We start from the raw sequence: 22,103 nt of genomic DNA, 5'->3' as shown, positions 1-22,103 counted from the left end.
CCGGTCATCTCGAATGGAGAGGCGCTGTTCGCCTTTCCACATTTCGAGCGATAATCTCACGCGACGACGCTGTCAACACCCAAGATGATTTCGCTCATACCGCCAAACAGGGGCACATCAACAACCACCTGCCCGCGCTTGGAGAGAACCTTGCGCACCGTCACAACGAACTCGGCAAACGGTCCAGAGCGGATTGTCACCGTCTTGCCAAGCAGATCCGGCATCACCGGCAGGCTCTCGCCATCCATATGTTTTCGCTCAGATTTTTTGACCGACAACATCAGCTTGCTCATCAAAGTTTCCGGCATCAGATAAGGCTTGCCATCCTGCCCCATCAGCCCCTTTAACTTCGATGCCACCAACAGGCCGACAAAGGCTTCGTTGTCTGGAATCACCCTTACAAAAAGATAGCCGCGAAAAATTGCCCGCTGAATTTCCACAGCCTGTTTGCCGCGCCGTGGCGGATACCGCAGCTTTTCACAAGGGCACCAGCATTCGATTCGCTGCTCTTGCAAGGAATCACGAGCAGCCTGTTCGGTGCCACTCTGGCAACTGGCCACCAGCCAGCGGGCCACCTGCTCAAAGCCAGGCCGATCCTGCCGCGCCATGGCAATCATGCGTTGGCGGCTAGCCTCTGCCTCATTGATCTGGGCAAGCTTCAAAAGCCCCTGATCTGAAACGCCACGCAAGAGGTTTCCATTATGCTGCATCATTGGTGCGCTCCTTGCTGATCTTGGTTTTGAAGTGTTCGAGCGCCGCTTCCACAGCCGCATCGAGATCATCCGCGCCGTCTTCAATGGGCGGGAAATAGTTCCAGTCGCGCAGGCCATCGACAAACAGCCAGCCCCGGCGCTCATGCAACCGTCGCCATGCGTCCAGCAAAGGCGTTCCGCGCTCTACCCTCTGGAAATCGGCAACAAAGGGTTTCAGGGTCAACAAGCCAAAGAAGGGCACATCTCGCCGCGCAAAGTCCTGCATACCGCAGACAAGCGGCCAGCCATGGTCGCGGCGCTTCTCTCGCAACAATGCTTCCCGGCTAATCAGACCATTTGCAAGGCGGGCTTCGTCAAACTTCGTGATATGAAAGCGGCCCGTGGGTTCGCCGAACAGCGCTTCCAGTCGCGTGCCCATCCAAAGTTTGCCACAAGGCTTGGCAAGCTCACGCACTGGCGCTTGATCCGTCGAGAAATCCTCTGGCACGTCATTCCACGCCCGGCCCTTCAGGTAGACCGCTGGTGCTGTCAGTTCCTCGGGCTTGGCCCATGCCAGATAGGTCGGTGTTTTCTCAATGCAGGCGGCGCGGTCATCAGCCGACAACGCAAACCAAGCATTGCGGGCAAAGACTGGACTGCCGGGCTTGGGCCAAGCTTTGAACCAAACGTCAAACTGACGACTGGCACGTTCCCGCTCCACCCGTCCCTGCCCCTTTTCCGGGACGTCAGATGCCGGGGCACTTTCCAAATCATCGGCAAGGGCCTCTCCGCTTGGTAGAGATTCAGTATTTACTATCTTTAAGTCTTTACTAGGTGCCGATTTTACCGGCGACGGCAAAACCGGCGACGGTTTTGCCGTCGCCGGTAAATCAGTCTGCGGTAGAAATGCAACACTTTCAGAAGCGGCTGGATCTGCAACCGGCACCACATCGCGCGGCTCATCATAGATCACCAGAACCGAGGCGCTGAATTTGCCGTCGTCGCGCGTCTGTTCCCGTTCCGCATAGCCGATCTCGACCAACTCGGCGATCATCTTGCGGGCCTTATCGCGCCCGCATTTGCCGCGCTTCACGATATCGCCAACAACAACCGTCCAGTTATCTGGCTTGGACAGCAGATAGCCAAGCAACCACCGCGCTTCCATAGAAAGCCGGTCATCCTCAAACACATGGTTCGGCACTGTGGTGTAACGCGCGTTGCGAACCCCGCGCCGGATCGTGGCTTCAGCACTCACGCCAGACCTCCCTTGCAGACAATAGTTTCCAGAAAAATGCGGGCATCCTTCACCGCCGCCACATGCGCCTCTGCTAATCCGCCATCCGGCAGGCGCGTGGCATTGAGCGCCGCAAACTCCACCTCAAGGCAGGCCACACCGGCCAGAAAGCCAGCCGTGCGCAATGCGGTGCGAATGGTGGAAAGATCGCGCAAGATAACACCCTGCGGCACGCGCAACAGCCAGTCGGCCCGCTCGGCATCCGTTTGGCAGTCGTAAAGCTGCTCAACAATTGGCAAAATATCCGTCATTGCGTACCTCCGCGTTTCCACGCGTCGAACTCGCACCGCAGCGCCAAAAAGGCAGCCCGCGCGCGCTCAACCGTGTTGATCTGTGATTTGCTGGAAATGGCGAGAAGGCTTTTCAGGCGCGTGTCCGCCGCCCCCTTGTCTCGCACCGGCCCGCCTGCCCCCTTGCCCTCAAGAAAGCGTTGAAACGCCCTGTCCGACAGCAGCATGGCGGCTTGCGCCGAATAGTTTTTTTTGTGCGCTTGCGCCTGCCCGCGCTCCAGCTGCCCGCGCAAATCGCGAACAGCATTGGCAGCACGATCAAACAGGCGTAGAAACAGCAAGAGATTGCCAAGCGCGCCACATATCAGGTCGCGCTCATCATCCAGCGCATCCGCGTGGATGGTGGCCACATGGGCATCCTCGCCGGTGGAACGGCGCACAATAACCCGCAAGCCACCGCGCCGATCTTCCACGGTCCAAATGTCGCCAGATCGACGATCCGCCGTGGCGCGCAGCCGGTTGATGGCCACCTTTTCGCGGTCGCGCTTTGGATCGGTCATACGCATGCCGCTGCCTCCACGGCGTGGCCGCCCCATTGCAACGCCATTGCAGCCGCGATGCTCGGAAACGTCTTGGAGCGGATTTGCCAGCGGTTCGCGCCCGGTGAGGCCCGATGCACGCCAGACCAGATTTTATGCTCATCCGTGCCGCGCTGTGGCGGGGTCAGGCGGTTGGTGGCAACCAATGGCGGCAGGCCGCGCAGATAGAGTGACGTGCCCTTGAATGCAGGATCACCAAACCACCACGGCTGCACGGTCTGCGCAGCCTTCTGATAATTCCGTATCCGCTGTTTCGCGTGCAGATGCATGACGGGGTTTTCAACCGCGATGCGCTCGATTGGCGCATTCCAGCAATCGGAAAACAGCGCCGCCCCCTCATCCAGCAGCCGCCACATGATGCGCAGCCTGTCTTCACGCGACATCGCCGCCCAGGCGGCTCTTTCTTCAGGGGTTGCATCGCGGGGCGCATTCCTCGGTGGCTCTCTCAACCACCGAACACCGGAGTTACACAGCCGGGTGCATGGCGGATGAAGTACGACCAGCAAATCCCAACCATCGCCAAGCAAATCGCGTACATCGCACATGATGTGACGATTGCTGCGGTCATCGGCGGGCAGCAGATCGCAAGACCAAACATCATGGCCCAGAGCCGCAAAGGCGCGACGGACAACACCCGATGTTTCGCACCCAATCAGGATGCGCAGTGGCTGCACGGATTTGCCATGGAAGTGTTTCAAAGCGATGGTCATGCCGCACCGCCTTGACCAGCAACACCGGCCCAACGCCAACCGCCGCCGCTCTCAACAATAGCGCCATGTTCCACCAGCTCGGCCACCAAGGCCGAGGCTGTGGTCGGGCGGATGCTGACGCCCCTGCGCAACATATCCATGTTGAACCAGCCGCAATTTTCCATCCATGCCAGCGCCCGCCCGCGCACGGCATCCAGCTTTTCCGCATCGGTCAGCTTTGGCGTTTGGCGGGTGAAATCCTCTTCGCGCTCACGAAAGACCATAGGCCCGGTCCAATGACCGCCATCACCTGGGCGCGCCGGTTCGGCATATTCAAAATCGGGCCAGAACACCCGAAACGTGGTGAAGCCTTGCCCCGGCGCACCATAAGAGCCGTCTTCGTTTTGCTCCCAGACGAACCACGCCGTATTCATCTGGCTTGTGGCCTTTGGCCCGTCCCAGCCGTCGCGGTGCATCATCGGCAACCGCTTGGTGAAGAGATAGACCCGGCTTGGCGGGCACTCTTCCATCACAAAACGGCGGTTTGGATCGTCAAAGCCTGCTGCAAAATTCCAGTTGAGCAACATCGCCATCTTGCGCGGCTTGTGAGCCTTGAGCGCATGGGCAATGCAGGCATTGGCCAAGTCATCGTAAGGAGGATTGCTGACAATATCCATGCCAACGGTATCTTGCGGGTCCGACAACAGAAAATCGCCAACCTGCTGTTTTTCGCCGTATTGCGTGGTGATGCCCCGATCTTCCAGATCGGCAATCAGCACATCATAGCCCGCCTCTTCCAGCGGCTTTAAAATCGCGCCTTTGCCCACAAACGGCTCTTTCACCGTCGCGGAAAAGCTTTCCAGCGCCAGCAGGGTGCGCATGGCTTCAATAGGTGTCTCGTAAAGCTGGACGCCTTTTTCGGCTTTGCTGGCCGATTTGGTGCCAATGGCCGCGCGCAAACCGGCTTTGGTGGGCGCAACGCCGCTGCGCACCAACACTTCAATCGTGCGGCGAATAAAGCCCGGTTGCGCATGTTCAGCATCGCGCAGCTTTTTGGCCTTGTGGATTTGATCCCGCGTTAGGCCAACTTCCAGCGCGGTAAAAGCGTCTTCAACGACGACGCTTTTTGGCCGCCCGCGATGGGTCTTGCCTTCTGCGGAAAGCCGTTCCCAATCTGTGGCAATGTGGATCTCGGAATAGCTGACAACTTCCAGCGCATCGGCTTGAATACGCTGGCAAGCCTCAAGGGCATCCTTCAACCGCAGTTTCGCGGCCATTTTAGCAAAGGCGGGCGCGCTGGAATAGGCAAACTGCGCAAGATCGCGCGCCGCCACCAGATCGCCCGCTGCGAACAATTCGCGCGCCTGCCCCACGCTATCAACCAGCCGCACAGCATCCGGCGAGACAGGCGCAAGCGCGTTGCGCGCCGCCAGCATCGCCCGGCCCTTATCCGTTGGAAACCAGCGATTCCCATTCTGCTGATCACGGGTCAGATAACCGTTGCTCAGGCACTTGGCCGCAGCAATCGCCTGCTGCGAATCGGTGGTAAACACCTCACCATCGCGCAAGGCAGCCTCAATAAGCGGAAGCCCGGCAGAACCGGGCTTGGGGAATTTAACGGGCACATAACCGGCCATCGCCTCAATCCTCCAACTTATCGGAAATGATGTGGGCGGCCCGGATCAACTGGCCGATTTTGTAGCGTAGCTGCTGGCGCTCCAGCGCATCGATTCGGCCATCGGCAAAGGCTTCGCGGGTGAGCCGCCAAAAATCGGTGGCTTCATCGATAATGCGAAAAGCGTCTTCCACCGAAAGAACCCCGGCACGCGCAAGGCGCTCTTCTGCGGCCACCAAGCGGTAGCCCAGCAATTCCGCCATCTTGGCCGTGATCAAAGGCTCTTTCGCCGCCCTATCCACATCAATGGCAACGTCCACCGGAATGAAGGTCTTTTCATCGGAGCGCGGATCATCCAGCGCAGATTTAAACGCCGATGCATATTTGGACAGCTGCGAAATGCTAACGCGGGTCACATGCCGAAGCACCGAAACGCCACCGGCCAGCTCATAGGCCACATCCAGCACACGCTTCAGCGACAGATATTCATTCTCAGAAAAACGGCGCACGAAAACACCCCGATCAAGTCAAGGAAACAAAAAGCGAAAATGATTCTATGATCCCCACGTCTCAGGCGCGTAGGAAGGACCAGCTACACCGCTAGGGAGGCCCGCATGGGAAATGATAAATGTCCGCACCGGGCCAGACGCCATATAACCCGGTGCGGATCGCGCAAGCTTCGCAGGCAGGCGTGCGCGATTTGCTGGCTGGAACACAAAATTGATAAAACGAGACGCTCATTTGGAGGACTCGTTTGGAACTTCAAAAAAGAAACGATCTTGCCACTCGACACCTCGCAGAATTGCGACGGCACGAATCTTAGTCATCTCATCAAGCGAGGGGGCGACGCCACGCTCCCAACGGGACACAGTCGACTGCGAAACCTCCAAAATGGAGGCAAACTCAGACTGGCTGAGGTTAAGCAACGTCTTACGGATGAAATGCATCGTGTTCATAGGCGCATAATATGCGCAAACAGATATTTATCAATACAAATTTTATCCGCAAACGGATTTTTTGAATTGAAGGTTTCATAATATGCATATGAACATGGATGTAGCGAAGCAAGTTGCAGAATTATTGGCGCTAAAAAAGTGGAACCAGATGAAACTGGCCGCTCACTTTTCTGTTTCTCAATCCACCGTATTCAGATGGAAATCCGGCTCAGAACCAGAAGGCCACCACAGGGATGCAATTCGCGAACTTTATGAAAAGGAGTTCGGCAGATCGAGCGACAAGCCCTGCACCCAAGTCAAATTGATGGGCAAAGTAGGTGCTGGACAAGAGATTTACGCGATAGACGACGGCGGGCAGAACTACGTTGACGCTCCATCGGAAGCACACCCGGACACAGTAGCTGTCGAAGTCTCAGGCCAATCTATGTTTCCAGCATATGAGGAAGGCACGCTTCTCTATTATTCCAGAACACTTCCTCCCGGCGATATGGTAAATCGGCGTGCAGTTGTTCAACTCGGTGACGGACGGATATTCGTTAAAACGATCCGCCCAGGCACAACTCCAAACACATGGACGCTCTCAAGCATAAACGCCCTATTCCCCGACATGGTGGATGAAGTGGTCGAGTGGGCAGCTCCCATCGACTGGATAAAGCCGCGCTAGTTATTCATTTTATCCGCGAACGGAAAATAAATATTCGTTTGCGCATTTTTCTATTTACAGTAAATATCCGTTTGCGCATATTATGCGTCATTCATCATTTGACGATGAAATCTCCAAGCCACAGCCGATCTGGAATGGTTCCCATCGGTATAGCTAAGAGCCAAGACGCAAAGGACAAAGCAAAAATGGCATTTACGAGCCCCATAAAGCGCCCAGACGACGAAGAGCTTTTGGCATTGGTACAGGAAGGGATTACACCAACCGAAATGGCAAAAACGTTGGCGTGCGCGGCCAACACGGCGCGAGAATGGTTGCGTGATCTTGGCTGTACCCACAACGGCAAGGGAAAATGGTTTCTGCCGGGTGCCGCACCTGAAAAGCCACAAGCCAAGCCCGCCACTGAAAACCAGCCCACAACGCCCCGCAAAGGCGTGTTGAAAGAGCAGTTCCCCTTTATTCGGACTCACACAACCACTTTAGCAGACGGCTCACGTGTGACCTTGCCTGACCTCTCAACGCTTGCCGCCGCCCGTGACGAGAAAAGCAGGCGCACGAAGCACCTATGAGCGCGCGTTTCGGCTGGCGCTTCTCAGCGGGTATCGGCTGGAAATATCCTGCACGCACCTCACAAACACAAAAATAAGGCAAAGGAAACATCATGGGAAGACGAACCATTCCCTTCACCGAGGACTCTGTTGCCCGCGCCATCAAAGCGGTACGAAAAGCAGGTGTGGAAATAAAAACCATCCGCGTTGAGGCGGATGGTGCGGTTGTGTTTAACGGGGATAACGGCCAGATCAGCGAAAAACAGCTTGCGGAAAGTGCAGGAGGTTATCTCTGATGGAAGACATGCCGCGCCCCAGATACCAATATGTGCAAAAGCAAACGACCAGACACGGCAAAACCGCCTGGTATTTCCGTATAGGTGACGGAAAGCGCACGCGGTTGCCTGATGAATATGGTTCGCCTGAATTTATCGCAGCATGGAAACGGTTGATTGCGGGCACGCCCGTCGATCAAACATCCCCCTCGAAATTCACATTGGAATGGCTGGTGGAGAAATACCAGCAGAGCGCCGCATTCAAGGGCTTGAAAGAATCAACCCAAGCCGTGCGCCGCAATGTCTTGAAAGCTGTTTGCAAGACAGGCGGCAAGATGCTCATTTCGCAGATCGACCGCGCGGCAATTGCCAAAGGCCGCGACCGCCGTGCAGAGACACCACACGCCGCCGTGACCTATATGAAAATTTTGGGCTACTTGTTTGAATGGGCAGTTGATGCGGGATATGCGCGCGAAAACCCGGTGCGCGGCGTTAAGCGGCCCAAGGTGAAATCAACCGGCTTTGTTCCTTGGACCGAGCAGGATGTGATCAACTTCTATCGCCACCACGGCCCCGGCACCCCGGCACGTCTTGCCATGGAAATGATGCTGTTTACCGGCTTGCGCCGATCCGACGTTTATCGACTTGGCCCGCAGCACATCAAAAATGGAATCATAGAGTTTCGGGCCGAGAAGAACGGGGCGGAACTATTCATCCCCCTGCACCCGATTTTAGCGGAAACTCTTAGCAATACCAAGACAGGCCACCTCGCCTTCGTCGTCACGCCCATCCACGGCAGACCGTTCAAATCGGCGGCAGCGTTTGGCAACTGGTTTGGCGACGTTTGCAAGGAAGCTGGACTGGACGTTCGGGCACACGGCCTGAGGAAATCAATGGCGCAAAAGCTGGCGGAATCTGGTGGCAGCAATGCCGAACTTAAAGCGCTGTTTGGCTGGAGTTCCGATGCCATGGCCGCTCTTTATACCAAGAATGCGGACCAGAAAAAATTGGCTCAGGCGGCTGCTCAGAAACTAAACGGGAACAATCTATCCCCTCACCCTGAATCAAAAACCCCTCACCTCAAAAATAGCTTTTAATTTTCAAGGGCTTACAAGGATAAATCAGAGTAATGGCGACCCCTGCAGGATTCGAACCTGCGACAACCTGCTTAGAAGGCAGGTGCTCTATCCAGCTGAGCTAAGGGGCCGGATAAGTCTGCAAATCAGGCCGTTCAGCGTAACGATCAATGCGTCCAAGGCTGGGTGCGGCTGAAACGGAAATTGTCGGAGTAAGAAACAGCCTGGCGGTGCGCTTCTTTGGGATGAATAATGCGATATTCAATTCCGTTGCGCTTTGCATAAGCTTCAGCAAGTTCAAGTGTTTCAAATGTCAGCTTGACCTGTTGCAGCATATCACCGGAGCTGGTGTAGCCCATCATCGGATCAATGGAACGCGGCTCGGTCGCATCAAACTCAAGAACCCACAAATGCGTCTTGGCTTTTCCAGATTGCATTGCGGTTTTGGCTGGCCGATAGATCTTTGCAGACATGTTTTCCATTCCCCATAAAAATGAAGAAAGCCGCTTAAAGCGGCCACCTCATCACCATCAACCCTCAACGAAAGATCGTTGAAAGAATGGTCGGAGTGGAGAGATTCGAACTCCCGACCCTCTGGTCCCAAACCAGATGCGCTACCAGACTGCGCTACACTCCGTGACCGGCGACTGAAAGTGTGTCTACACGGTTCATTCCCGGTGCGCAACAGGAAAAATCGCTTTTCTTTGAACCTGCGCTTGAACACCGAAAAATACAAAATCAACAATGACTTAACGGATTATTTTCTCTTCATAATTTCCATTAAAAACATCAGAGAAAAACCACCGCTTTCCAGCACAAGAATGTCCGCTAGCACAGCCAAAGTCCTGATTTGGCTATTTTGGCGGGTGGAGTCCCTGCACGATCCGACTCCCTTTTTGAATTCCAAGCGCGCCAGCGCGCCCACCGTTCAATTCAATCACGTAGCGCACAAGTCCTTCTGACGGAATTAGATCTTCGGAATAAGGTGTGGTTTTCTCAGCAACACGGCTCACCACGCCTTTTTCATCGACAAACAGCATATCCAGAGAGAGAGGGGTGTTTTTCATCCACATAATTGCCATCTGCGGCCGAGAAAAATCAAAAATCATTCCCTCATTCGGCCCAAGTACTGTGCGCCCCATCAAGCCTTGCTCGCGCTCTTCTGCTGTCGTGGCGTATTCGACCTGCAATACGTGCCTTTGGCCAGTCACGGTCTCAATGATCGCCTCACCTTTTCGAAAAGCATCCACAGCGAGGCTGGGCAAGGCAGAAAGGACGATTAAAAAAAGCGCCATAGAGGCGCTTCTGACAAAAACTGTCATTGTGATGATCTCTAGTGAGCCCGCACGAGCGGAACTGGGTTATCCGGGTGGATTTCGGCCGCCATAAGGCCCTTATCGCCATCGCCAAAACGCACAAGCACAGTCTGTCCGGGACGCAGTTCTGTCAAGCCGAAACGGCGTAGTGTCTCCATATGAATGAAGATATCTTCAGTGCCCTCGCCTCGCGACAAAAAGCCAAATCCCTTGGTGCGGTTAAACCACTTCACAATCACCCGCTCAAGGCCGCTGGATGGGGTGACCTGGGAATGGGTGCGCATGGGTGGCATTTGCGATGGATGAACCGCCGTGGACTGATCCATGGAAAGCACACGAAAGGCCTGATAGCCACGGTCACGCTTTTGAATAAGCGCGACAATGCGAGTGCCCTCTAGAATTGTTTGAAATCCATCACGACGCAGGCAGGTGACATGCAAAAGCACATCCTGCATGCCATTGTCCGGCACAATAAAACCAAAGCCTTTGGCGACATCAAACCATTTTACAACGCCTGTGATTTCGACAAGATCCAGGGCCTCGTCCGAGAGCCCGCTGAATTCCACGAAGCCATTCGCTGAAATTCTCTCCGCCATCTCAATTCGTCCCTCAACCACGCCAAACATGACTATTGTAAACTGATTCCCTGAAACTAGATTAACATTTTGCTAACGCCATTGTGCAAGCCCTAGTTTCACTTATTTGCATGTCGTTTCTGCCGCTCAAAGCTTGTTCGAGGCTGACGGGCATTATGTGTCCTTGAAATGCTCGCCAATTGGAATTATCGCGAGGCTTTATTTTTTCAATGCAAACCCATGCAATGCTTGAAGCATTGGCCATAAAGCGACATATCCATCGGGCACCTAGTGCACAGACGCATTCACTTCGTTCATGCTTTCGTGCACTCGCCTTTTGTTTATGCATCGATTTATCCAAACTCCGCTGAAACTTCCGTTTGGATCGATGCACTAGGAGATTTGAATATGCGCTACCTTCACACAATGGTCAGGGTAAAAGATGTTGATGCATCTCTGAAATTTTACTGTGAGCATTTCGGCATGTCCGAAGTGCGTCGAATCGAAAACGAAAAGGGTCGTTTTACCCTTATCTTCCTCGCCGCCAGTGATGATCTGGAAAATGCCTCGAAAGACATGGCCCCGTGCCTGGAGCTGACCTATAACTGGGATGCAGAAGATTATACGGGCGGGCGCAATTTTGGCCACCTCGCTTACGAAGTTGATGACATTTACGCCATTTGCCAAAAACTGATGGACAATGGCATCACCATTAACCGCCCACCACGGGACGGCCACATGGCCTTTGTGCGGTCTCCAGACGGTATTTCCATTGAAATTCTTCAAAAGAATGGCGCGCTTGCCCCTGCCGAGCCTTGGGTATCCATGCCCAACACCGGCAGCTGGTAACTGACACGGCGTTTCAACACGCCCTGTTGGCCATGCCCACCCGGAATCGGTTCGGATTCTGGATTTGTGCAAAAGCCGCCTCGCACACGCGGGGCGGCGTCCCGCCTGACGCAAGCTAACCGTGAGACAGTCCTTCTCAAATAAGATCCGCCGCATGCTGCTTTGAACAAGCCGTGCGCCCAGTCTGAATCGGAGAATGACATGACGTCAGGCAACAACTTGATCCGCACGCGCACCTTGCCCGCACACACCTTGAAAGCCGCAACAGCTTTGATTGCGCTCTCAATGCTTGGCAGTTGCGCAACCACGAAGACACCAGCCCCGATTGCCGACCAAGGATCCATTGGTGACGCCGATGTGCCGCAAGTGGTGTATCGCAACAAAGGTCCCTATAAGGATCCATTGGTGACGACGCAACATGCTGGGCCTGAGGCGCGAAGCACAACACCGACCCACTCCGGCAACCTTGAAGAAGCGCAAGCCGAGCCCGCGGCACCCCGCCCGAGCGCTTCATCAACGCGCGGCGGCCTTTTCACAGCACAGGCCGAGCCGGCTGTGCAGACAGAAGGCAACAACAGCATTGTGCCGTCTCGCATGCCAAGCCGGTCGATACAGGCCACTGTCGCCAGTGTTTACAGCCTGCAAACGCCTTTGGAGCAGGACGCTCAAGTCCAGCCCACTGAACCCGCACCACGGCAAATGCCGGCCGAGCAACAACCTCGGCGTCCATCGAAGGCCGAGATCCTCGCGGGATTGGCACCTGACCCAAGCAAGCGGCAGAATATGCAGCAAATGCGCCAAAGCACGGCGCAAGCTCAAACAATGCCCGCCCAGAGCACGCCTGCTCAAAACACTCAAGCCATGGCCACCCAATTGAGCCCTGCTGAAACCGCACAGTTGCAAGCCAGCATACCAACCGCCACCCCGGCCGCAGCAAACTCCACTGCAGCAAGCCAGATGGAACAGATTCAAGGTGCCCCGCAGGCACAAGGCATGACGCGAGACAGTTTTATCAAAAAATTCCTGGCGAAATTGCGCAAGTAGCCGACTGTTTGACTGTCACCCGGCAGCATTGTTGCCATGTCCTGACAACAAATACCAAAGCATCATGAGAATCGCGCCGTTGCCATTGCCGCCATGCCCATTGCCTGACAATGCAAGCGCGCAGAACACATTACAGCGCCGTGCGCCATATAGGGCGCCCAAAGGACGCTGTAACACTTTTAATCTGCTGCATAATTTCCTCCTTAACTTGATTGGGATTTAAGGAATTATGCAGGAGCATGATACCACTGGCTCTGACGTTTAGGCTTGCATAGGTGGTGCTTGAGCGAATGGGCGTGAAAAGCAGAAATAAATTTATTATTTTCAATTGCCTGTCATTTTCCTGACAGAAATCCACACTCACCGCTTGCCAGTTCCGCCACCTCTGCTTATAAGGGCCACACAGCACGCGCCCTTCGTCTATCGGTTAGGACGTCAGATTTTCATTCTGAAAAGAGGGGTTCGACTCCCCTAGGGCGTGCCACTGCTTATTTTCCCAACATTTGTGATTTTCATAGTCTGTCGTGTCAAAACATGTCGGTTTTGGCCACACACACATTCGCGCGCCCTGCAAATGCGCAACAAGGCTGTTCGATTGTGAAGAGCGAACACGCTGTGTACCAGAGAAAATTTTCCACGAAGATTTTTCAATTTTGTGGCAAAAAATTCAAATTTCCTCTTGCGGCGACAATCACTTCCGATTAATAGAGCGCCACACAGCACGCGCCCTTCGTCTATCGGTTAGGACGTCAGATTTTCATTCTGAAAAGAGGGGTTCGACTCCCCTAGGGCGTGCCACTGTCTCTCCCAGAAAATTGTCATGAAGTTGAAAATGCACATTCGGTTACGCCGTATGAAGGCTGATGTATGCCGCTATTTTTCCTCATGTCCTGCGTTAGAAAAAAAATGCAAGTCTGTGGAAAAAGATCATTTTTCCGCTTGCCATGAATCAAGTCGATGCCTATAAGCGGCCTCACAGCACGCGCCCTTCGTCTATCGGTTAGGACGTCAGATTTTCATTCTGAAAAGAGGGGTTCGACTCCCCTAGGGCGTGCCACTGTTCCCCTTCATAAATCGCACCCAAAAATGCTCACGGTGATCATCCGTTCTGAGCGCAATTGCGATTTCGTTTGCGAAACGCATAAAGTAACGTGCCCCCTGTTGATCACCGGGGGACGTCATGAAAAGCCATTCAATTCTACTGTTTACAACGATAACGCTTGCTTTATCGGCTGGCATCGCAAAGTCTGACGAGGTCATTGATGGCTATAGCGCTTATATTGGCCAAGACGATCTTTACAATTCCAAAGGCGATCGCTTGACACAGCCTTGGCAGGTTATCCGGCAAGATCGCGCCAATTATCATAAGTTTGGTATTCGCCAGGACGGCGACGAGGATGACAGCTACTTCGCATCCGAGGCAAACCGCGCCAAGGCTGAGGCCATGCTGGCGCAGGGAGAAATCTCGCGTGCCGATGGCAAGCGCATCCTGCGCGGCGATACCACAATCCACGTGATGATTTATGGTCGAGGCACCGTCGGCCGCTCGCTTCGCGTGATTGCAGAATAGAAGATTAGAGCCTGTCAGGGAAAAGTGGAATCCGGTTTTTCTGAGCAGACAAACTCAAACAAAGACGTTTAGAGACTGTCTGGTTCAATCTGAACCTGACAGTCTCTAAAACGCCGGTGCCGCATCGATAATGCGGATCTGGATGCGACGGGAGCCTTGCCACACTTCAGCACTCAAGGTTCCCGCCACATGCACGGAATCGCCGCGTTTGCCGAGCAACAGATCGCCCAGCGGCGTTTCCTTGGCTCGAAAGGCGATGCCATCAAGACGGCTGCCGTCTGGCGCTTCCAGCGTGACCTTCACATGGTTGGTGCCAATCAGGCGTGAATCACGAATGCGGTGGGCAGGAATGGCAAAAATCGGCTGAGAATGGCCAGAGCCATAAGGGCCTGCGGTTTCCAACAGGTCAATCAACGCCAGATTGGCACCCGATGCACTCACTGCTCCATCAATTTTCAAAGCGCGATTGGCCGATAGCTCCATCACCGTTTTCTGGGATTGCTCCTCAAAGAAACTTCGCAGTTTTCCGAGATTACCGCGCTCGACCGTCAGGCCAGCCGCCATGGCATGGCCGCCACCTTTGACCAACAAGCCAGAATCAACCGCCGCCCGCACCATTTTGCCCAGATCAAACCCGGGAATGGAGCGGCCAGAGCCAGCACCTTTGCCAGAGCCATCAAAAGCAATGGCAAAGGCCGGACGCTGGAAGCGCTCTTTCAAGCGCGCCGCCAGCAAGCCGACAATACCGGGATGCCAGCCCTCGCGGGCCGTAATGATCACAGACGCCCGCTCACCATCACCATATTCGGCCATGGCCTCGGCTTCGGCCTCGGCCAGCATCTGCGCTTCCATGGCTTGGCGTTGACGGTTGAGATCGTCCAACTGGGCGGCAATTTCCTCGGCCTCTGCGGCATCATCAAGCGTCAGCAAGCGGCTGCCCAAGGCAGCATCGCCAATGCGGCCCCCGGCATTGATGCGCGGGCCAACCAGAAAGCCAAAATGATAGGGCGTCACCGGCCCGCCAATGCCTGCCACTTTCAAAAGTGCGGCAAGACCGGCGTTTTGTTGATGGCGTGCTGCAATCAGCCCCTTGACCACATAGGCGCGGTTTAGCCCTTTCAGCGGTACCACATCGCACACCGTTGCCAGCGCCACGAGATCCAGCCAGGCTAGCAGATCCAATGAGCGGGCATTGGCATGGCCGGCATCGCGCAATTGCCGAAGCGTGGCAACAAGCACCATGAACACCACGCCAGCGGCACATAAGTGCCCCTGCCCTGACAGATCATCACCCCGGTTTGGATTGACCAGCGCCAGACACGCTGGCAGCTCATGGCCCATCTGGTGATGGTCTATAACCACCACATCAATGTTGCGGCGTTTTGCTTCTTCCAGAGCTTCAAAGCTGGTGGATCCACAGTCCACAGTGACAATCAGCTGCGCGCCGCGCTCAATCAACTGGCCAATGGCGGTTGCGTTTGGCCCATAGCCTTCAAAAATACGGTCTGGAATATAGATTTCGGCTTCCACGCCAAAATGGGCGAGAAAACGCCACAACAGCGCCGACGATGCCGCGCCATCCACATCATAATCACCAAAAATCGCCACCCGTTCGCCGCGCTTTACTGCCGCCATCAAGCGCGCCGCTGCCGCATCGCAATCGGTCAGGCTGGATGGATCGGGCATCAGACCACGAATGGTCGGATCGAGAAAGGTTTTGGCGTCAGCAACCGGAACGCCCCTGCCCGCCAGCACGCGGGCAACCAGCTCTGGAATGCCGTGGCTTTGCGAAATCGCTAGCGAACGGTTGAGCCCGGCCTGATCCAGCCGCGATACCCAGCGCTGACCACTGGCGGAGGATTCAACGTTTAAAAAGGCGCGCTCAATCGGATCAACGGGTTCAAACATAAGTATTAACGGACCTTCAATTAACTTGGCAATTGATGTGCCTCATTAAGGGTAAATTGAATAGCATACTCAAAGAGAAATACATTCGGAACAACCGAAACGGCATAACGAAGGTTCGAGCCTATTTCTTTCGAAACAATCACACCATAGACCTCTCTGTCAGCCGCTATGGTTTTCTTAAGCCACCCCATATAACGAGTGAGCTGCCCAAGAACGCGATCGGAGCTCTCTGCCCTTTTCAGTTCAAAAACATAAAATGACCCGTCGGAATCAAGCGCAAGAATATCAATACGACCAACACCGACTTGATATTCAACCCCATCAACACCGTTTGCATCAACGAAGAGCTTTAAATATCGACCATTAATTGGAATTCTTGGCAAGTTTCCTGAAATAAAATCCCTGAGTTGGCTCTCCAAAGAAAACCGAGTCTCAAAATCCTCTTCACGCTCATCTTCTATAAAAGATTCGTCATCGGAAGCCGTGGCAATCTGCTCTTCCGAAAATACAGTCCCTGACTTCGTAAGCCGAACTTCTTCTGGTAAGAACTCCACCTGCCATCCCTGTCTTCTCAGGATAGAACGCAACTGATGAGATGTCTTATCTTCAGTAGAGACACCAGCAGGCAACTGTCCGGGATTACTCCGCAACCAAGCTTTGAGCGGTTCAAATCGCATCTGACCATTGGCTAATTGCAAAGCCACAACATGTCTCTGAACCATACTCAGTGCCCATAATCTAGAGAGTTGAGATCAGCCTGAACAACGATTATGCCGCTTTGGTGCGCTCAATGCGGATCACCTGTGGTTCACCCAGCAGATAGCCCTCGCCCTTGATGGCCGCCACAGCCTGACGCACCGCGTGCTCCATTGTGGCATGGGTGACGAGAATGATATTTTTGGTGTCGTCGCCGGATGCAGCCGACTTGGCGTGCTGGACAATGGATTCGAGCGAAATATTGTTCTCCGCCATCCGCGTGGCAATGCTGGCAAAAACGCCTGCGCGATCGACAACGCTTAGGCGAATGAAATAGCCACCCTCATGGCGGGTCATTTCCGCCTTGGCATAGGGCTCAAGCAGATGCGCAGGACGCCCCAGAATAGGCACCTGCTGCGCGCCCGGACGGCTCTTGGCAATGTCGGTAATATCACCCAGCACGGCAGAGGCTGTGGCATTGCCACCGGCACCGGGACCAACCATCAAAAGCTCGCCCAGAATATCGGATTCCAGCGCCACGGCATTGGTCACGCCATCCACCTGCGCAATCACCGAATCCAGCGGCACCATGGTGGGGTGCACGCGCTGCTCAATGCCGGTTGCGGTTTTGAGTGCCACGCCCAACAGCTTGATACGATAGCCGAGATCATGGGCGGCCTGAATATCGTCAATCGAGATATTGCTGATGCCTTCGAGATAAATCTCATCGGCCGCAATCTGACTGCCAAAGGCAAGCGTGGTCAAAATTGCCAGCTTGTGGGCAGTGTCATTGCCCTCAATATCAAAGGTGGGATCGGCCTCGGCATAGCCAAGGCGCTGCGCTTCTTTGAGGCAATCGGCAAAGCTCAAGCCCTCTTTTTCCATCCTTGTCAGGATGTAATTGCAGGTGCCATTCATGATGCCGTAAAGGCGCGAAAAATGATTGCCGGTCAGCGATTCACGCAAGGTCTTGATGACGGGAATACCGCCTGCAACAGCAGCTTCATAATTGAGCAGGAGGCCTTTTTCTTCTGCCATTCTGGCAAGCGCCACGCCATGCTTTGCCAGCAAGGCCTTATTGGCGGTCACCACATGCAAACCACGCGACAAAGCAGCACGCACCGATTGATCGGCAGCCCCTTCGGCCCCGCCGATCAGCTCAACAAAAACGTCGATATCGGCTTTTTCGGCCATGTCCATCGGATCATCAAACCATGCAATACCATCAAGATCGAAACCGCGATCCTTGCCCTTGCTGCGGGCAGAAACGGCGGTGATGGTCAAGGGCCTGCCGCAGGCAATAGCCAGCGCATTCGCACGTGTTTGAAGAATCCGCGCCAGAGACGCACCAACAGTACCGAGACCCGCTATGCCGATCTTAAGGGCGTCAGCCATGACATATACCTGCTATGCTTTTAGACGTTTGGGAAGAGAGCGGCCCGGAACAGACCGCCCTTTTGAATGGTGAAATCAACGATGGGCGTTGAGCGAAATCACATTGTGCAGCGTTTCATCGGCGCTCGACATGAAACGCTTGAGGCTGCGGGCGGCCTGGCGGATACGATGCTCATTTTCCACCAGCGCGATGCGGACATAATCATCGCCCTGCTCGCCAAAACCAATGCCGGGCGCAACTGCGATGTCAGCCTTTTCAATCAGCAGCTTGGAGAATTCCAGCGAGCCGAGATGGCGGAATTTTTCCGGAATTTTGGCCCAAGCAAACATGGTGGCCGCAGGCGGCGGCACTTCAAAGCCTGCCTTGCCGAAGCTCTCCACCAGTACATCGCGGCGGCGCTTGTAGATATTGCGCACTTCGGCAACATCCGTACCATCGCCGTTCAATGCATGAGTTGCCGCCACCTGAATCGGCGTAAACGCGCCATAATCGAGGTAGGATTTGACGCGAGCAAGTGCTGCGATCAAGCGTTCATTGCCAACGGCAAAGCCCATGCGCCAGCCGGGCATGGAGAAAGTTTTCGACATCGAGGTAAATTCAACCGCCACATCCATCGCACCCGGCACTTCGAGCACCGATGGTGGCGGATTGCCATCAAAATAGATTTCCGAATAGGCCAGATCCGAGAGCACAATCAGCTCATGCTTTTTGGCAAAGGCAATCACATCCTTGTAGAAATCCAGCGATGCCACTCGCGCGGTCGGATTGGACGGATAGTTGATGATCAAGGCCAAAGGCTTTGGAATGGAGTGGCGAACAGCGCGCTCCAGCGGCGGAAAGAATGTCTCATCCGGCTCAACCGGGATGGAGCGAATAACCCCACCGGTCATCAGGAAGCCAAACGCATGGATGGGATAGGTTGGATCGGGACACAAGATCACGTCGCCGGGGGCGGTAATGGCTTGCGCCATATTGGCGAAACCTTCCTTGGAGCCAAGGGTTGCCACCACTTGCGTGTCGGGATTGAGCTTCACGTTGAAGCGGCGGGCATAATAGGCTGCCTGCGCCTTGCGCAAACCGGGAATGCCCTTGGAGGACGAATAACGGTGTGTGCGCGGGTCCTGGACTGCTTCACACAGCTTGTCGACGATGTTCTGCGGGGTCGGAAGATCTGGATTACCCATGCCGAGATCGATAATGTCCGCGCCACCGGCTCGCGCGCTTGCTTTCAAACGATTGACTTGTTCGAAAACATAGGGCGGCAAGCGCCGAACTTTATGAAACTCTTCCATCTCAGACCTCGTTGAACCGCGGGCAGTTAAAACCCGGCGGATGACCCGTTACCCATTCAGCCGCCCCGAAAACGGATCAATCAACTCGGAGCAATGATATTTTAGCGTATTCAACACCGATTCGCGGCTTTTATTTGCAAATTGCAACCCGAACGGCATGATCGATAACGCCATTTTGCGATTTGCAATGACAATTTCAGGAATGCAAGGCCTTCCCGCTTCGAAAGAGCCTCAAACGCTAAAATTTACGTCACTGCGTTTGGCCAAGCTTGCGGAATTCTTCCACGCGCTTGTTGTATTCCGCTTCGCTGATCTGGCCTTTTTTGCGCTTTGCCGCCAGGCTGGAAAGCGTATCTTCCTGCTTCTGCGCATCGTCATTCGACATCTGCTTGTTGGCAGCGGTCAAAGGCCTTGAAAGATCAGGATAGCCATCCGGCGTTTTATAATTGTCTGCAGGCTCTGCCTGCCCTGTTACAATCACGCTTTTGGGCGCGGTCATGGTTGCTGGCTTCACGTTTGTTGTGTTGCTGGCAGCGCAGCCCGCGACAGTAACCACTGCGGCCACAACCAGCACATTGGCACACATCTTGGCACATATACGGCGATAAGCCGCCCCGGAGACGATTGCAGTCATATTCAAATCCAACCCACTGATACGGCAGCCTTGAGCGCCAAGCTTACCACCGACTGCATAATTCCTTACACCGGAATCGATGTAAGGAATTATGCAGCAGATTAAAAGTTTTACAGCGTCCTTTATGCACCATCTATGGTGCACGGCGCTGTAAACAGACACAACCCACACATGAAAGTCTTGTAAAATATGCAAGCCAGTCATAGCGTCATATTTTCGTCTGTCTGGAACTTGTAGTCATTATCAGGCAGGATAAGCAATTATAAAAAACATTCGCGACCGAGGGGAGACGGCATTGACCACAGCATCAAAGAGCGACGGCAAGACAGGCGATGCCCGGACCGAGCAAGAGCGCAGCGGTTTTGACATTCCCGGTTTTGATCCCAGTCTGGTCGATCCCTACATTGTCAAAGATCCGGAGGCCTTGGCAGTCAACTTTGCCAGAGCGCTGGAAAGCCTTGGAAAAGCGGCATCCACATGGATAGCACCACGCGAAAAGGGTGAAATCACCGATACCGGATCTGAACCTGCCGTGGAGATGATCAAGACGCTATCCAGCATCAGCGAATATTGGATGGGCGACCCGAAGCGCAATCTTGAAGCCCAAACCCATCTGATGTCATCGCTGTTTGGTGTGTGGATGAAAAGCTTGAACAAGCTTTCCGCAAGCGTCAACGCACCCGCGCCAGAGCCCGTTAAGGACAAGCGCTTCTCTGATGCCGATTGGCAGCGCAATCCCTTCTTCGATTTTCTGCGTCAGGCCTATCTGGTGGTGTCCGACTGGGCAGAAAAACTGGTGGAAAACACCGAAGGTCTGGATGAGCACACCCGCCACAAAGCCGCTTTTTACATGCGGCAGATGACGGCAGCCTTGTCACCTGCCAATTTCATCATGACCAATCCGCAGCTTTATCGCGAAACCATTGCCACCCATGGTGCCAACCTCGCCAAGGGCATGAGGATGTTTGCCGAAGATGTGGCCGCTGGCAAAGGTGATTTGAAACTGCGCCAAACCGACACCAGCAAATTTGCATTGGGCCAGAACATGGCCCTGACGCCGGGCAAGGTGATTGCCCGCAGCGACGTTTGCGAGGTGCTGCAATATGAGCCAACAACCGAGAAAGTGTTGAAAAGGCCGCTTTTGATTTGCCCGCCGTGGATCAATAAATTCTATATTCTCGATCTTAATCCGCAAAAGAGCTTTATCAAATGGTGTGTTGATCAGGGGCATACCGTCTTTGTCATCTCATGGGTCAACCCGGATGAACGCCACGCCGATAAGGACTGGCTGTCCTACATCCGCGAAGGCGTCGATTTTGCACTGGATGCGGTGGAGAAATCGACGGGCGAGAAAAAGGTCAACGCCATTGGTTATTGCGTCGGCGGCACGCTGTTGTCTGCCGCCATGGCACTGCACGCCAAGGACGGCGACAAGCGCATTGCCAGCGCCACCCTGTTTACCACGCAGGTGGATTTCACCTATGCGGGCGATCTCAAAGTGTTTGTTGATGAAGAGCAGGTGCGCAATCTGGAAGAGCGCATGCGCATCAAAGGCTATCTTGATGGCTCAAAAATGGCGACAGCCTTCAATATGCTGCGCTCATCGGAATTGATCTGGCCCTATTTCGTCAACAATTACCTCAAGGGCCAAGACCCCACCGCCTTTGATCTGCTGTTCTGGAATGCCGATTCGACCCGCATGGGGGCCGCCAATCATTCGTTTTATTTGCGCAATTGCTATCTGGAAAACAATCTGGCCAAAGACCGGATGGAACTGGATGGCAAAACCCTGTCGCTGAAAGACGTGAAAGTGCCGATCTACAATCTGGCCACCAAGGAAGACCATATTGCACCGGCCAAATCGGTGTTTGTTGGCTCTGGCTGCTTTGGCGGTCCTGTCACCTATGTCATGAGCGGTTCCGGCCATATTGCCGGCGTTGTCAATCCACCCGACAAAATGAAATATCAATATTGGACGAACACTCAGCAGGCAGGCGATTTCAAGGCCGAGAACTTTGACGACTGGGTGGCAACCGCAGAGGAAAACCCTGGATCATGGTGGCCCCATTGGCAGCGCTGGATTGAAAGCCTCGACAAGCGGCGCACGCCCGCGCGCAAGCCCGGTGGCGTGGCCCTGAACGCCATTGCCGATGCGCCCGGCACCTATGTGTTGGAGCGTGTTTAGCAG

24 protein-coding genes and 5 tRNA genes are annotated in these 22,103 nt (G+C 54.5%); 11 read left to right on the top strand and 18 right to left on the bottom strand.

Annotation, left to right across the window (positions count from 1 at the left end):
* Positions 1 to 56: 56 nt before the first annotated feature.
* From BJF95_RS15210 to BJF95_RS24675, 8 genes are all read right to left on the bottom strand, one after another.
* The gene (locus tag BJF95_RS15210) at positions 57 to 713 is read right to left on the bottom strand and encodes a transcription termination/antitermination NusG family protein (RefSeq protein WP_075640239.1); all 657 of its coding nucleotides are present in this window, start codon (positions 711 to 713) and stop codon (positions 57 to 59) included.
* Positions 700 to 1,947: a helix-turn-helix domain-containing protein gene (locus BJF95_RS15205; RefSeq protein ID WP_075640238.1), complete on the bottom strand. Its 1,248-nt coding sequence runs from the start codon at positions 1,945 to 1,947 to the stop codon at positions 700 to 702. Before BJF95_RS15205 ends, BJF95_RS15210 begins: the two co-directional genes overlap by 14 nt.
* The gene (locus BJF95_RS15200; protein WP_075640237.1) at positions 1,944 to 2,237 is read right to left on the bottom strand and encodes a hypothetical protein; all 294 of its coding nucleotides are present in this window, start codon (positions 2,235 to 2,237) and stop codon (positions 1,944 to 1,946) included. The genes BJF95_RS15205 and BJF95_RS15200 overlap by 4 nt, the downstream gene beginning before the upstream one ends.
* Positions 2,234 to 2,782: a hypothetical protein gene (locus BJF95_RS15195; protein ID WP_139317517.1), complete on the bottom strand. Its 549-nt coding sequence runs from the start codon at positions 2,780 to 2,782 to the stop codon at positions 2,234 to 2,236. Before BJF95_RS15195 ends, BJF95_RS15200 begins: the two co-directional genes overlap by 4 nt.
* Complete coding sequence (locus BJF95_RS15190) at positions 2,773 to 3,525, bottom strand: hypothetical protein (RefSeq protein WP_075640235.1); 753 nt, start codon at positions 3,523 to 3,525, stop codon at positions 2,773 to 2,775. The genes BJF95_RS15195 and BJF95_RS15190 overlap by 10 nt, the downstream gene beginning before the upstream one ends.
* Positions 3,522 to 5,141 carry a hypothetical protein gene (locus BJF95_RS15185; RefSeq protein ID WP_075640234.1) on the bottom strand — a complete coding sequence of 540 codons (1,620 nt, stop codon included), beginning with the start codon at positions 5,139 to 5,141 and terminating at the stop codon, positions 3,522 to 3,524. The genes BJF95_RS15190 and BJF95_RS15185 overlap by 4 nt, the downstream gene beginning before the upstream one ends.
* Before the next feature lie 4 nt (positions 5,142 to 5,145).
* Positions 5,146 to 5,628, bottom strand: coding sequence for a hypothetical protein (locus BJF95_RS15180; RefSeq protein ID WP_075640233.1), 483 nt, complete (start codon positions 5,626 to 5,628; stop codon positions 5,146 to 5,148).
* A 228-nt stretch (positions 5,629 to 5,856) separates the two neighbouring features.
* Positions 5,857 to 6,066 (bottom strand): helix-turn-helix domain-containing protein, encoded by a 210-nt coding sequence (locus tag BJF95_RS24675; RefSeq protein ID WP_425348700.1) that lies wholly within the window; start codon positions 6,064 to 6,066, stop codon positions 5,857 to 5,859.
* A 103-nt stretch (positions 6,067 to 6,169) separates the two neighbouring features.
* Between BJF95_RS24675 and BJF95_RS15170 the strand changes: the two genes are divergently transcribed.
* From BJF95_RS15170 to BJF95_RS15155, 4 genes are all read left to right on the top strand, one after another.
* Positions 6,170 to 6,739, top strand: a complete 570-nt coding sequence (locus tag BJF95_RS15170) for a S24 family peptidase (protein ID WP_245297330.1) — start codon at positions 6,170 to 6,172, stop codon at positions 6,737 to 6,739.
* Entirely contained in the window at positions 6,703 to 7,305 is a 603-nt protein-coding gene (locus BJF95_RS15165; RefSeq protein WP_139317516.1) for a hypothetical protein, read from the top strand. The genes BJF95_RS15170 and BJF95_RS15165 overlap by 37 nt, the downstream gene beginning before the upstream one ends.
* Before the next feature lie 92 nt (positions 7,306 to 7,397).
* Complete coding sequence (locus tag BJF95_RS15160) at positions 7,398 to 7,580, top strand: hypothetical protein (RefSeq protein WP_075640230.1); 183 nt, start codon at positions 7,398 to 7,400, stop codon at positions 7,578 to 7,580.
* Entirely contained in the window at positions 7,580 to 8,656 is a 1,077-nt protein-coding gene (locus tag BJF95_RS15155) for a tyrosine-type recombinase/integrase (protein WP_083638826.1), read from the top strand. Before BJF95_RS15160 ends, BJF95_RS15155 begins: the two co-directional genes overlap by 1 nt.
* 33 nt (positions 8,657 to 8,689) lie before the next feature.
* Here the strand turns inward: BJF95_RS15155 and BJF95_RS15150 are convergent.
* The 5 genes from BJF95_RS15150 to BJF95_RS15130 all read right to left on the bottom strand — a co-directional run bounded on the left by BJF95_RS15150 (position 8,690) and on the right by BJF95_RS15130 (position 10,547).
* Positions 8,690 to 8,766: transfer RNA gene (locus BJF95_RS15150), tRNA-Arg, on the bottom strand.
* Between the two features lie 36 nt (positions 8,767 to 8,802).
* Positions 8,803 to 9,108 (bottom strand): ETC complex I subunit, encoded by a 306-nt coding sequence (locus BJF95_RS15145; RefSeq protein WP_075640229.1) that lies wholly within the window; start codon positions 9,106 to 9,108, stop codon positions 8,803 to 8,805.
* A gap of 87 nt (positions 9,109 to 9,195) precedes the next feature.
* A tRNA-Pro gene (locus BJF95_RS15140) sits at positions 9,196 to 9,272 on the bottom strand.
* 217 nt (positions 9,273 to 9,489) lie between these two features.
* Positions 9,490 to 9,957, bottom strand: a complete 468-nt coding sequence (locus BJF95_RS15135; RefSeq protein WP_075640228.1) for a DUF192 domain-containing protein — start codon at positions 9,955 to 9,957, stop codon at positions 9,490 to 9,492.
* Between the two features lie 11 nt (positions 9,958 to 9,968).
* Positions 9,969 to 10,547: a cold-shock protein gene (locus tag BJF95_RS15130; protein WP_075640380.1), complete on the bottom strand. Its 579-nt coding sequence runs from the start codon at positions 10,545 to 10,547 to the stop codon at positions 9,969 to 9,971.
* A gap of 387 nt (positions 10,548 to 10,934) precedes the next feature.
* On the opposite strand from BJF95_RS15130, the gene gloA reads away from it, so the two are divergent.
* The 6 genes from gloA to BJF95_RS15095 all read left to right on the top strand — a co-directional run bounded on the left by gloA (position 10,935) and on the right by BJF95_RS15095 (position 13,989).
* Positions 10,935 to 11,375: a lactoylglutathione lyase gene (gene gloA, locus BJF95_RS15125; protein ID WP_075640227.1), complete on the top strand. Its 441-nt coding sequence runs from the start codon at positions 10,935 to 10,937 to the stop codon at positions 11,373 to 11,375.
* A 201-nt stretch (positions 11,376 to 11,576) separates the two neighbouring features.
* Positions 11,577 to 12,419, top strand: a complete 843-nt coding sequence (locus tag BJF95_RS15120; RefSeq protein ID WP_075640226.1) for a hypothetical protein — start codon at positions 11,577 to 11,579, stop codon at positions 12,417 to 12,419.
* Between the two features lie 409 nt (positions 12,420 to 12,828).
* Positions 12,829 to 12,903: transfer RNA gene (locus BJF95_RS15110), tRNA-Glu, on the top strand.
* Positions 12,904 to 13,142: 239 nt separating this feature from the next.
* Positions 13,143 to 13,217 (top strand) — tRNA-Glu (locus tag BJF95_RS15105).
* A 184-nt stretch (positions 13,218 to 13,401) separates the two neighbouring features.
* A tRNA-Glu gene (locus tag BJF95_RS15100) sits at positions 13,402 to 13,476 on the top strand.
* Between the two features lie 123 nt (positions 13,477 to 13,599).
* Positions 13,600 to 13,989, top strand: coding sequence for a hypothetical protein (locus BJF95_RS15095; protein WP_075640224.1), 390 nt, complete (start codon positions 13,600 to 13,602; stop codon positions 13,987 to 13,989).
* A 105-nt stretch (positions 13,990 to 14,094) separates the two neighbouring features.
* Here the strand turns inward: BJF95_RS15095 and recJ are convergent, their stop codons facing one another.
* The 5 genes from recJ to BJF95_RS15070 all read right to left on the bottom strand — a co-directional run bounded on the left by recJ (position 14,095) and on the right by BJF95_RS15070 (position 19,915).
* Positions 14,095 to 15,897 carry a single-stranded-DNA-specific exonuclease RecJ gene (gene recJ / locus BJF95_RS15090; RefSeq protein ID WP_075640223.1) on the bottom strand — a complete coding sequence of 601 codons (1,803 nt, stop codon included), beginning with the start codon at positions 15,895 to 15,897 and terminating at the stop codon, positions 14,095 to 14,097.
* Between the two features lie 20 nt (positions 15,898 to 15,917).
* Complete coding sequence (locus BJF95_RS15085) at positions 15,918 to 16,601, bottom strand: endonuclease NucS domain-containing protein (RefSeq protein ID WP_175577263.1); 684 nt, start codon at positions 16,599 to 16,601, stop codon at positions 15,918 to 15,920.
* A gap of 64 nt (positions 16,602 to 16,665) precedes the next feature.
* On the bottom strand, positions 16,666 to 17,988 hold the full coding sequence (locus BJF95_RS15080; RefSeq protein ID WP_075640221.1) for a homoserine dehydrogenase: 1,323 nt from the start codon (positions 17,986 to 17,988) through the stop codon (positions 16,666 to 16,668).
* A 75-nt stretch (positions 17,989 to 18,063) separates the two neighbouring features.
* Positions 18,064 to 19,281, bottom strand: coding sequence for an LL-diaminopimelate aminotransferase (locus tag BJF95_RS15075; protein WP_075640220.1), 1,218 nt, complete (start codon positions 19,279 to 19,281; stop codon positions 18,064 to 18,066).
* Positions 19,282 to 19,531: 250 nt separating this feature from the next.
* Positions 19,532 to 19,915 (bottom strand): hypothetical protein, encoded by a 384-nt coding sequence (locus BJF95_RS15070; protein WP_075640219.1) that lies wholly within the window; start codon positions 19,913 to 19,915, stop codon positions 19,532 to 19,534.
* Positions 19,916 to 20,210: 295 nt separating this feature from the next.
* On the opposite strand from BJF95_RS15070, the gene BJF95_RS15065 reads away from it, so the two are divergent.
* Positions 20,211 to 22,100, top strand: coding sequence for a PHA/PHB synthase family protein (locus BJF95_RS15065; RefSeq protein WP_075640218.1), 1,890 nt, complete (start codon positions 20,211 to 20,213; stop codon positions 22,098 to 22,100).
* The last annotated feature ends 3 nt before the right edge of the window (positions 22,101 to 22,103 follow it).

It is taken from the genome of Rhizobium oryziradicis (assembly GCF_001939045.1).
In the GTDB taxonomy this organism is placed as follows: domain Bacteria; phylum Pseudomonadota; class Alphaproteobacteria; order Rhizobiales; family Rhizobiaceae; genus Allorhizobium; species Allorhizobium oryziradicis.
This window is presented reverse-complemented; position numbering and strand designations above follow the sequence as displayed.

What these genes read in the sequence shown, in the direction of transcription:
- BJF95_RS15075 (WP_075640220.1), bottom strand. Translation starts at nt 19,281, where the DNA reads ATGGAAGAGTTTCATAAAGTTCGGCGCTTGCCGCCCTATGTTTTCGAA.
- recJ (WP_075640223.1), bottom strand. Translation starts at nt 15,897, where the DNA reads ATGTTTGAACCCGTTGATCCGATTGAGCGCGCCTTTTTAAACGTTGAA.
- BJF95_RS15200 (WP_075640237.1), bottom strand. Translation starts at nt 2,237, where the DNA reads ATGACGGATATTTTGCCAATTGTTGAGCAGCTTTACGACTGCCAAACG.
- BJF95_RS15155 (WP_083638826.1), top strand. Translation starts at nt 7,580, where the DNA reads ATGGAAGACATGCCGCGCCCCAGATACCAATATGTGCAAAAGCAAACG.
- BJF95_RS15170 (WP_245297330.1), top strand. Translation starts at nt 6,170, where the DNA reads ATGGATGTAGCGAAGCAAGTTGCAGAATTATTGGCGCTAAAAAAGTGG.
- BJF95_RS15185 (WP_075640234.1), bottom strand. Translation starts at nt 5,141, where the DNA reads ATGGCCGGTTATGTGCCCGTTAAATTCCCCAAGCCCGGTTCTGCCGGG.
- BJF95_RS15145 (WP_075640229.1), bottom strand. Translation starts at nt 9,108, where the DNA reads ATGTCTGCAAAGATCTATCGGCCAGCCAAAACCGCAATGCAATCTGGA.
- BJF95_RS15190 (WP_075640235.1), bottom strand. Translation starts at nt 3,525, where the DNA reads ATGACCATCGCTTTGAAACACTTCCATGGCAAATCCGTGCAGCCACTG.
- BJF95_RS15160 (WP_075640230.1), top strand. Translation starts at nt 7,398, where the DNA reads ATGGGAAGACGAACCATTCCCTTCACCGAGGACTCTGTTGCCCGCGCC.
- BJF95_RS15070 (WP_075640219.1), bottom strand. Translation starts at nt 19,915, where the DNA reads ATGACTGCAATCGTCTCCGGGGCGGCTTATCGCCGTATATGTGCCAAG.
- BJF95_RS15135 (WP_075640228.1), bottom strand. Translation starts at nt 9,957, where the DNA reads ATGACAGTTTTTGTCAGAAGCGCCTCTATGGCGCTTTTTTTAATCGTC.
- BJF95_RS15195 (WP_139317517.1), bottom strand. Translation starts at nt 2,782, where the DNA reads ATGCGTATGACCGATCCAAAGCGCGACCGCGAAAAGGTGGCCATCAAC.
- BJF95_RS24675 (WP_425348700.1), bottom strand. Translation starts at nt 6,066, where the DNA reads ATGCATTTCATCCGTAAGACGTTGCTTAACCTCAGCCAGTCTGAGTTT.
- gloA (WP_075640227.1), top strand. Translation starts at nt 10,935, where the DNA reads ATGCGCTACCTTCACACAATGGTCAGGGTAAAAGATGTTGATGCATCT.
- BJF95_RS15210 (WP_075640239.1), bottom strand. Translation starts at nt 713, where the DNA reads ATGATGCAGCATAATGGAAACCTCTTGCGTGGCGTTTCAGATCAGGGG.
- BJF95_RS15095 (WP_075640224.1), top strand. Translation starts at nt 13,600, where the DNA reads ATGAAAAGCCATTCAATTCTACTGTTTACAACGATAACGCTTGCTTTA.
- BJF95_RS15080 (WP_075640221.1), bottom strand. Translation starts at nt 17,988, where the DNA reads ATGGCTGACGCCCTTAAGATCGGCATAGCGGGTCTCGGTACTGTTGGT.
- BJF95_RS15130 (WP_075640380.1), bottom strand. Translation starts at nt 10,547, where the DNA reads ATGGCGGAGAGAATTTCAGCGAATGGCTTCGTGGAATTCAGCGGGCTC.
- BJF95_RS15120 (WP_075640226.1), top strand. Translation starts at nt 11,577, where the DNA reads ATGACGTCAGGCAACAACTTGATCCGCACGCGCACCTTGCCCGCACAC.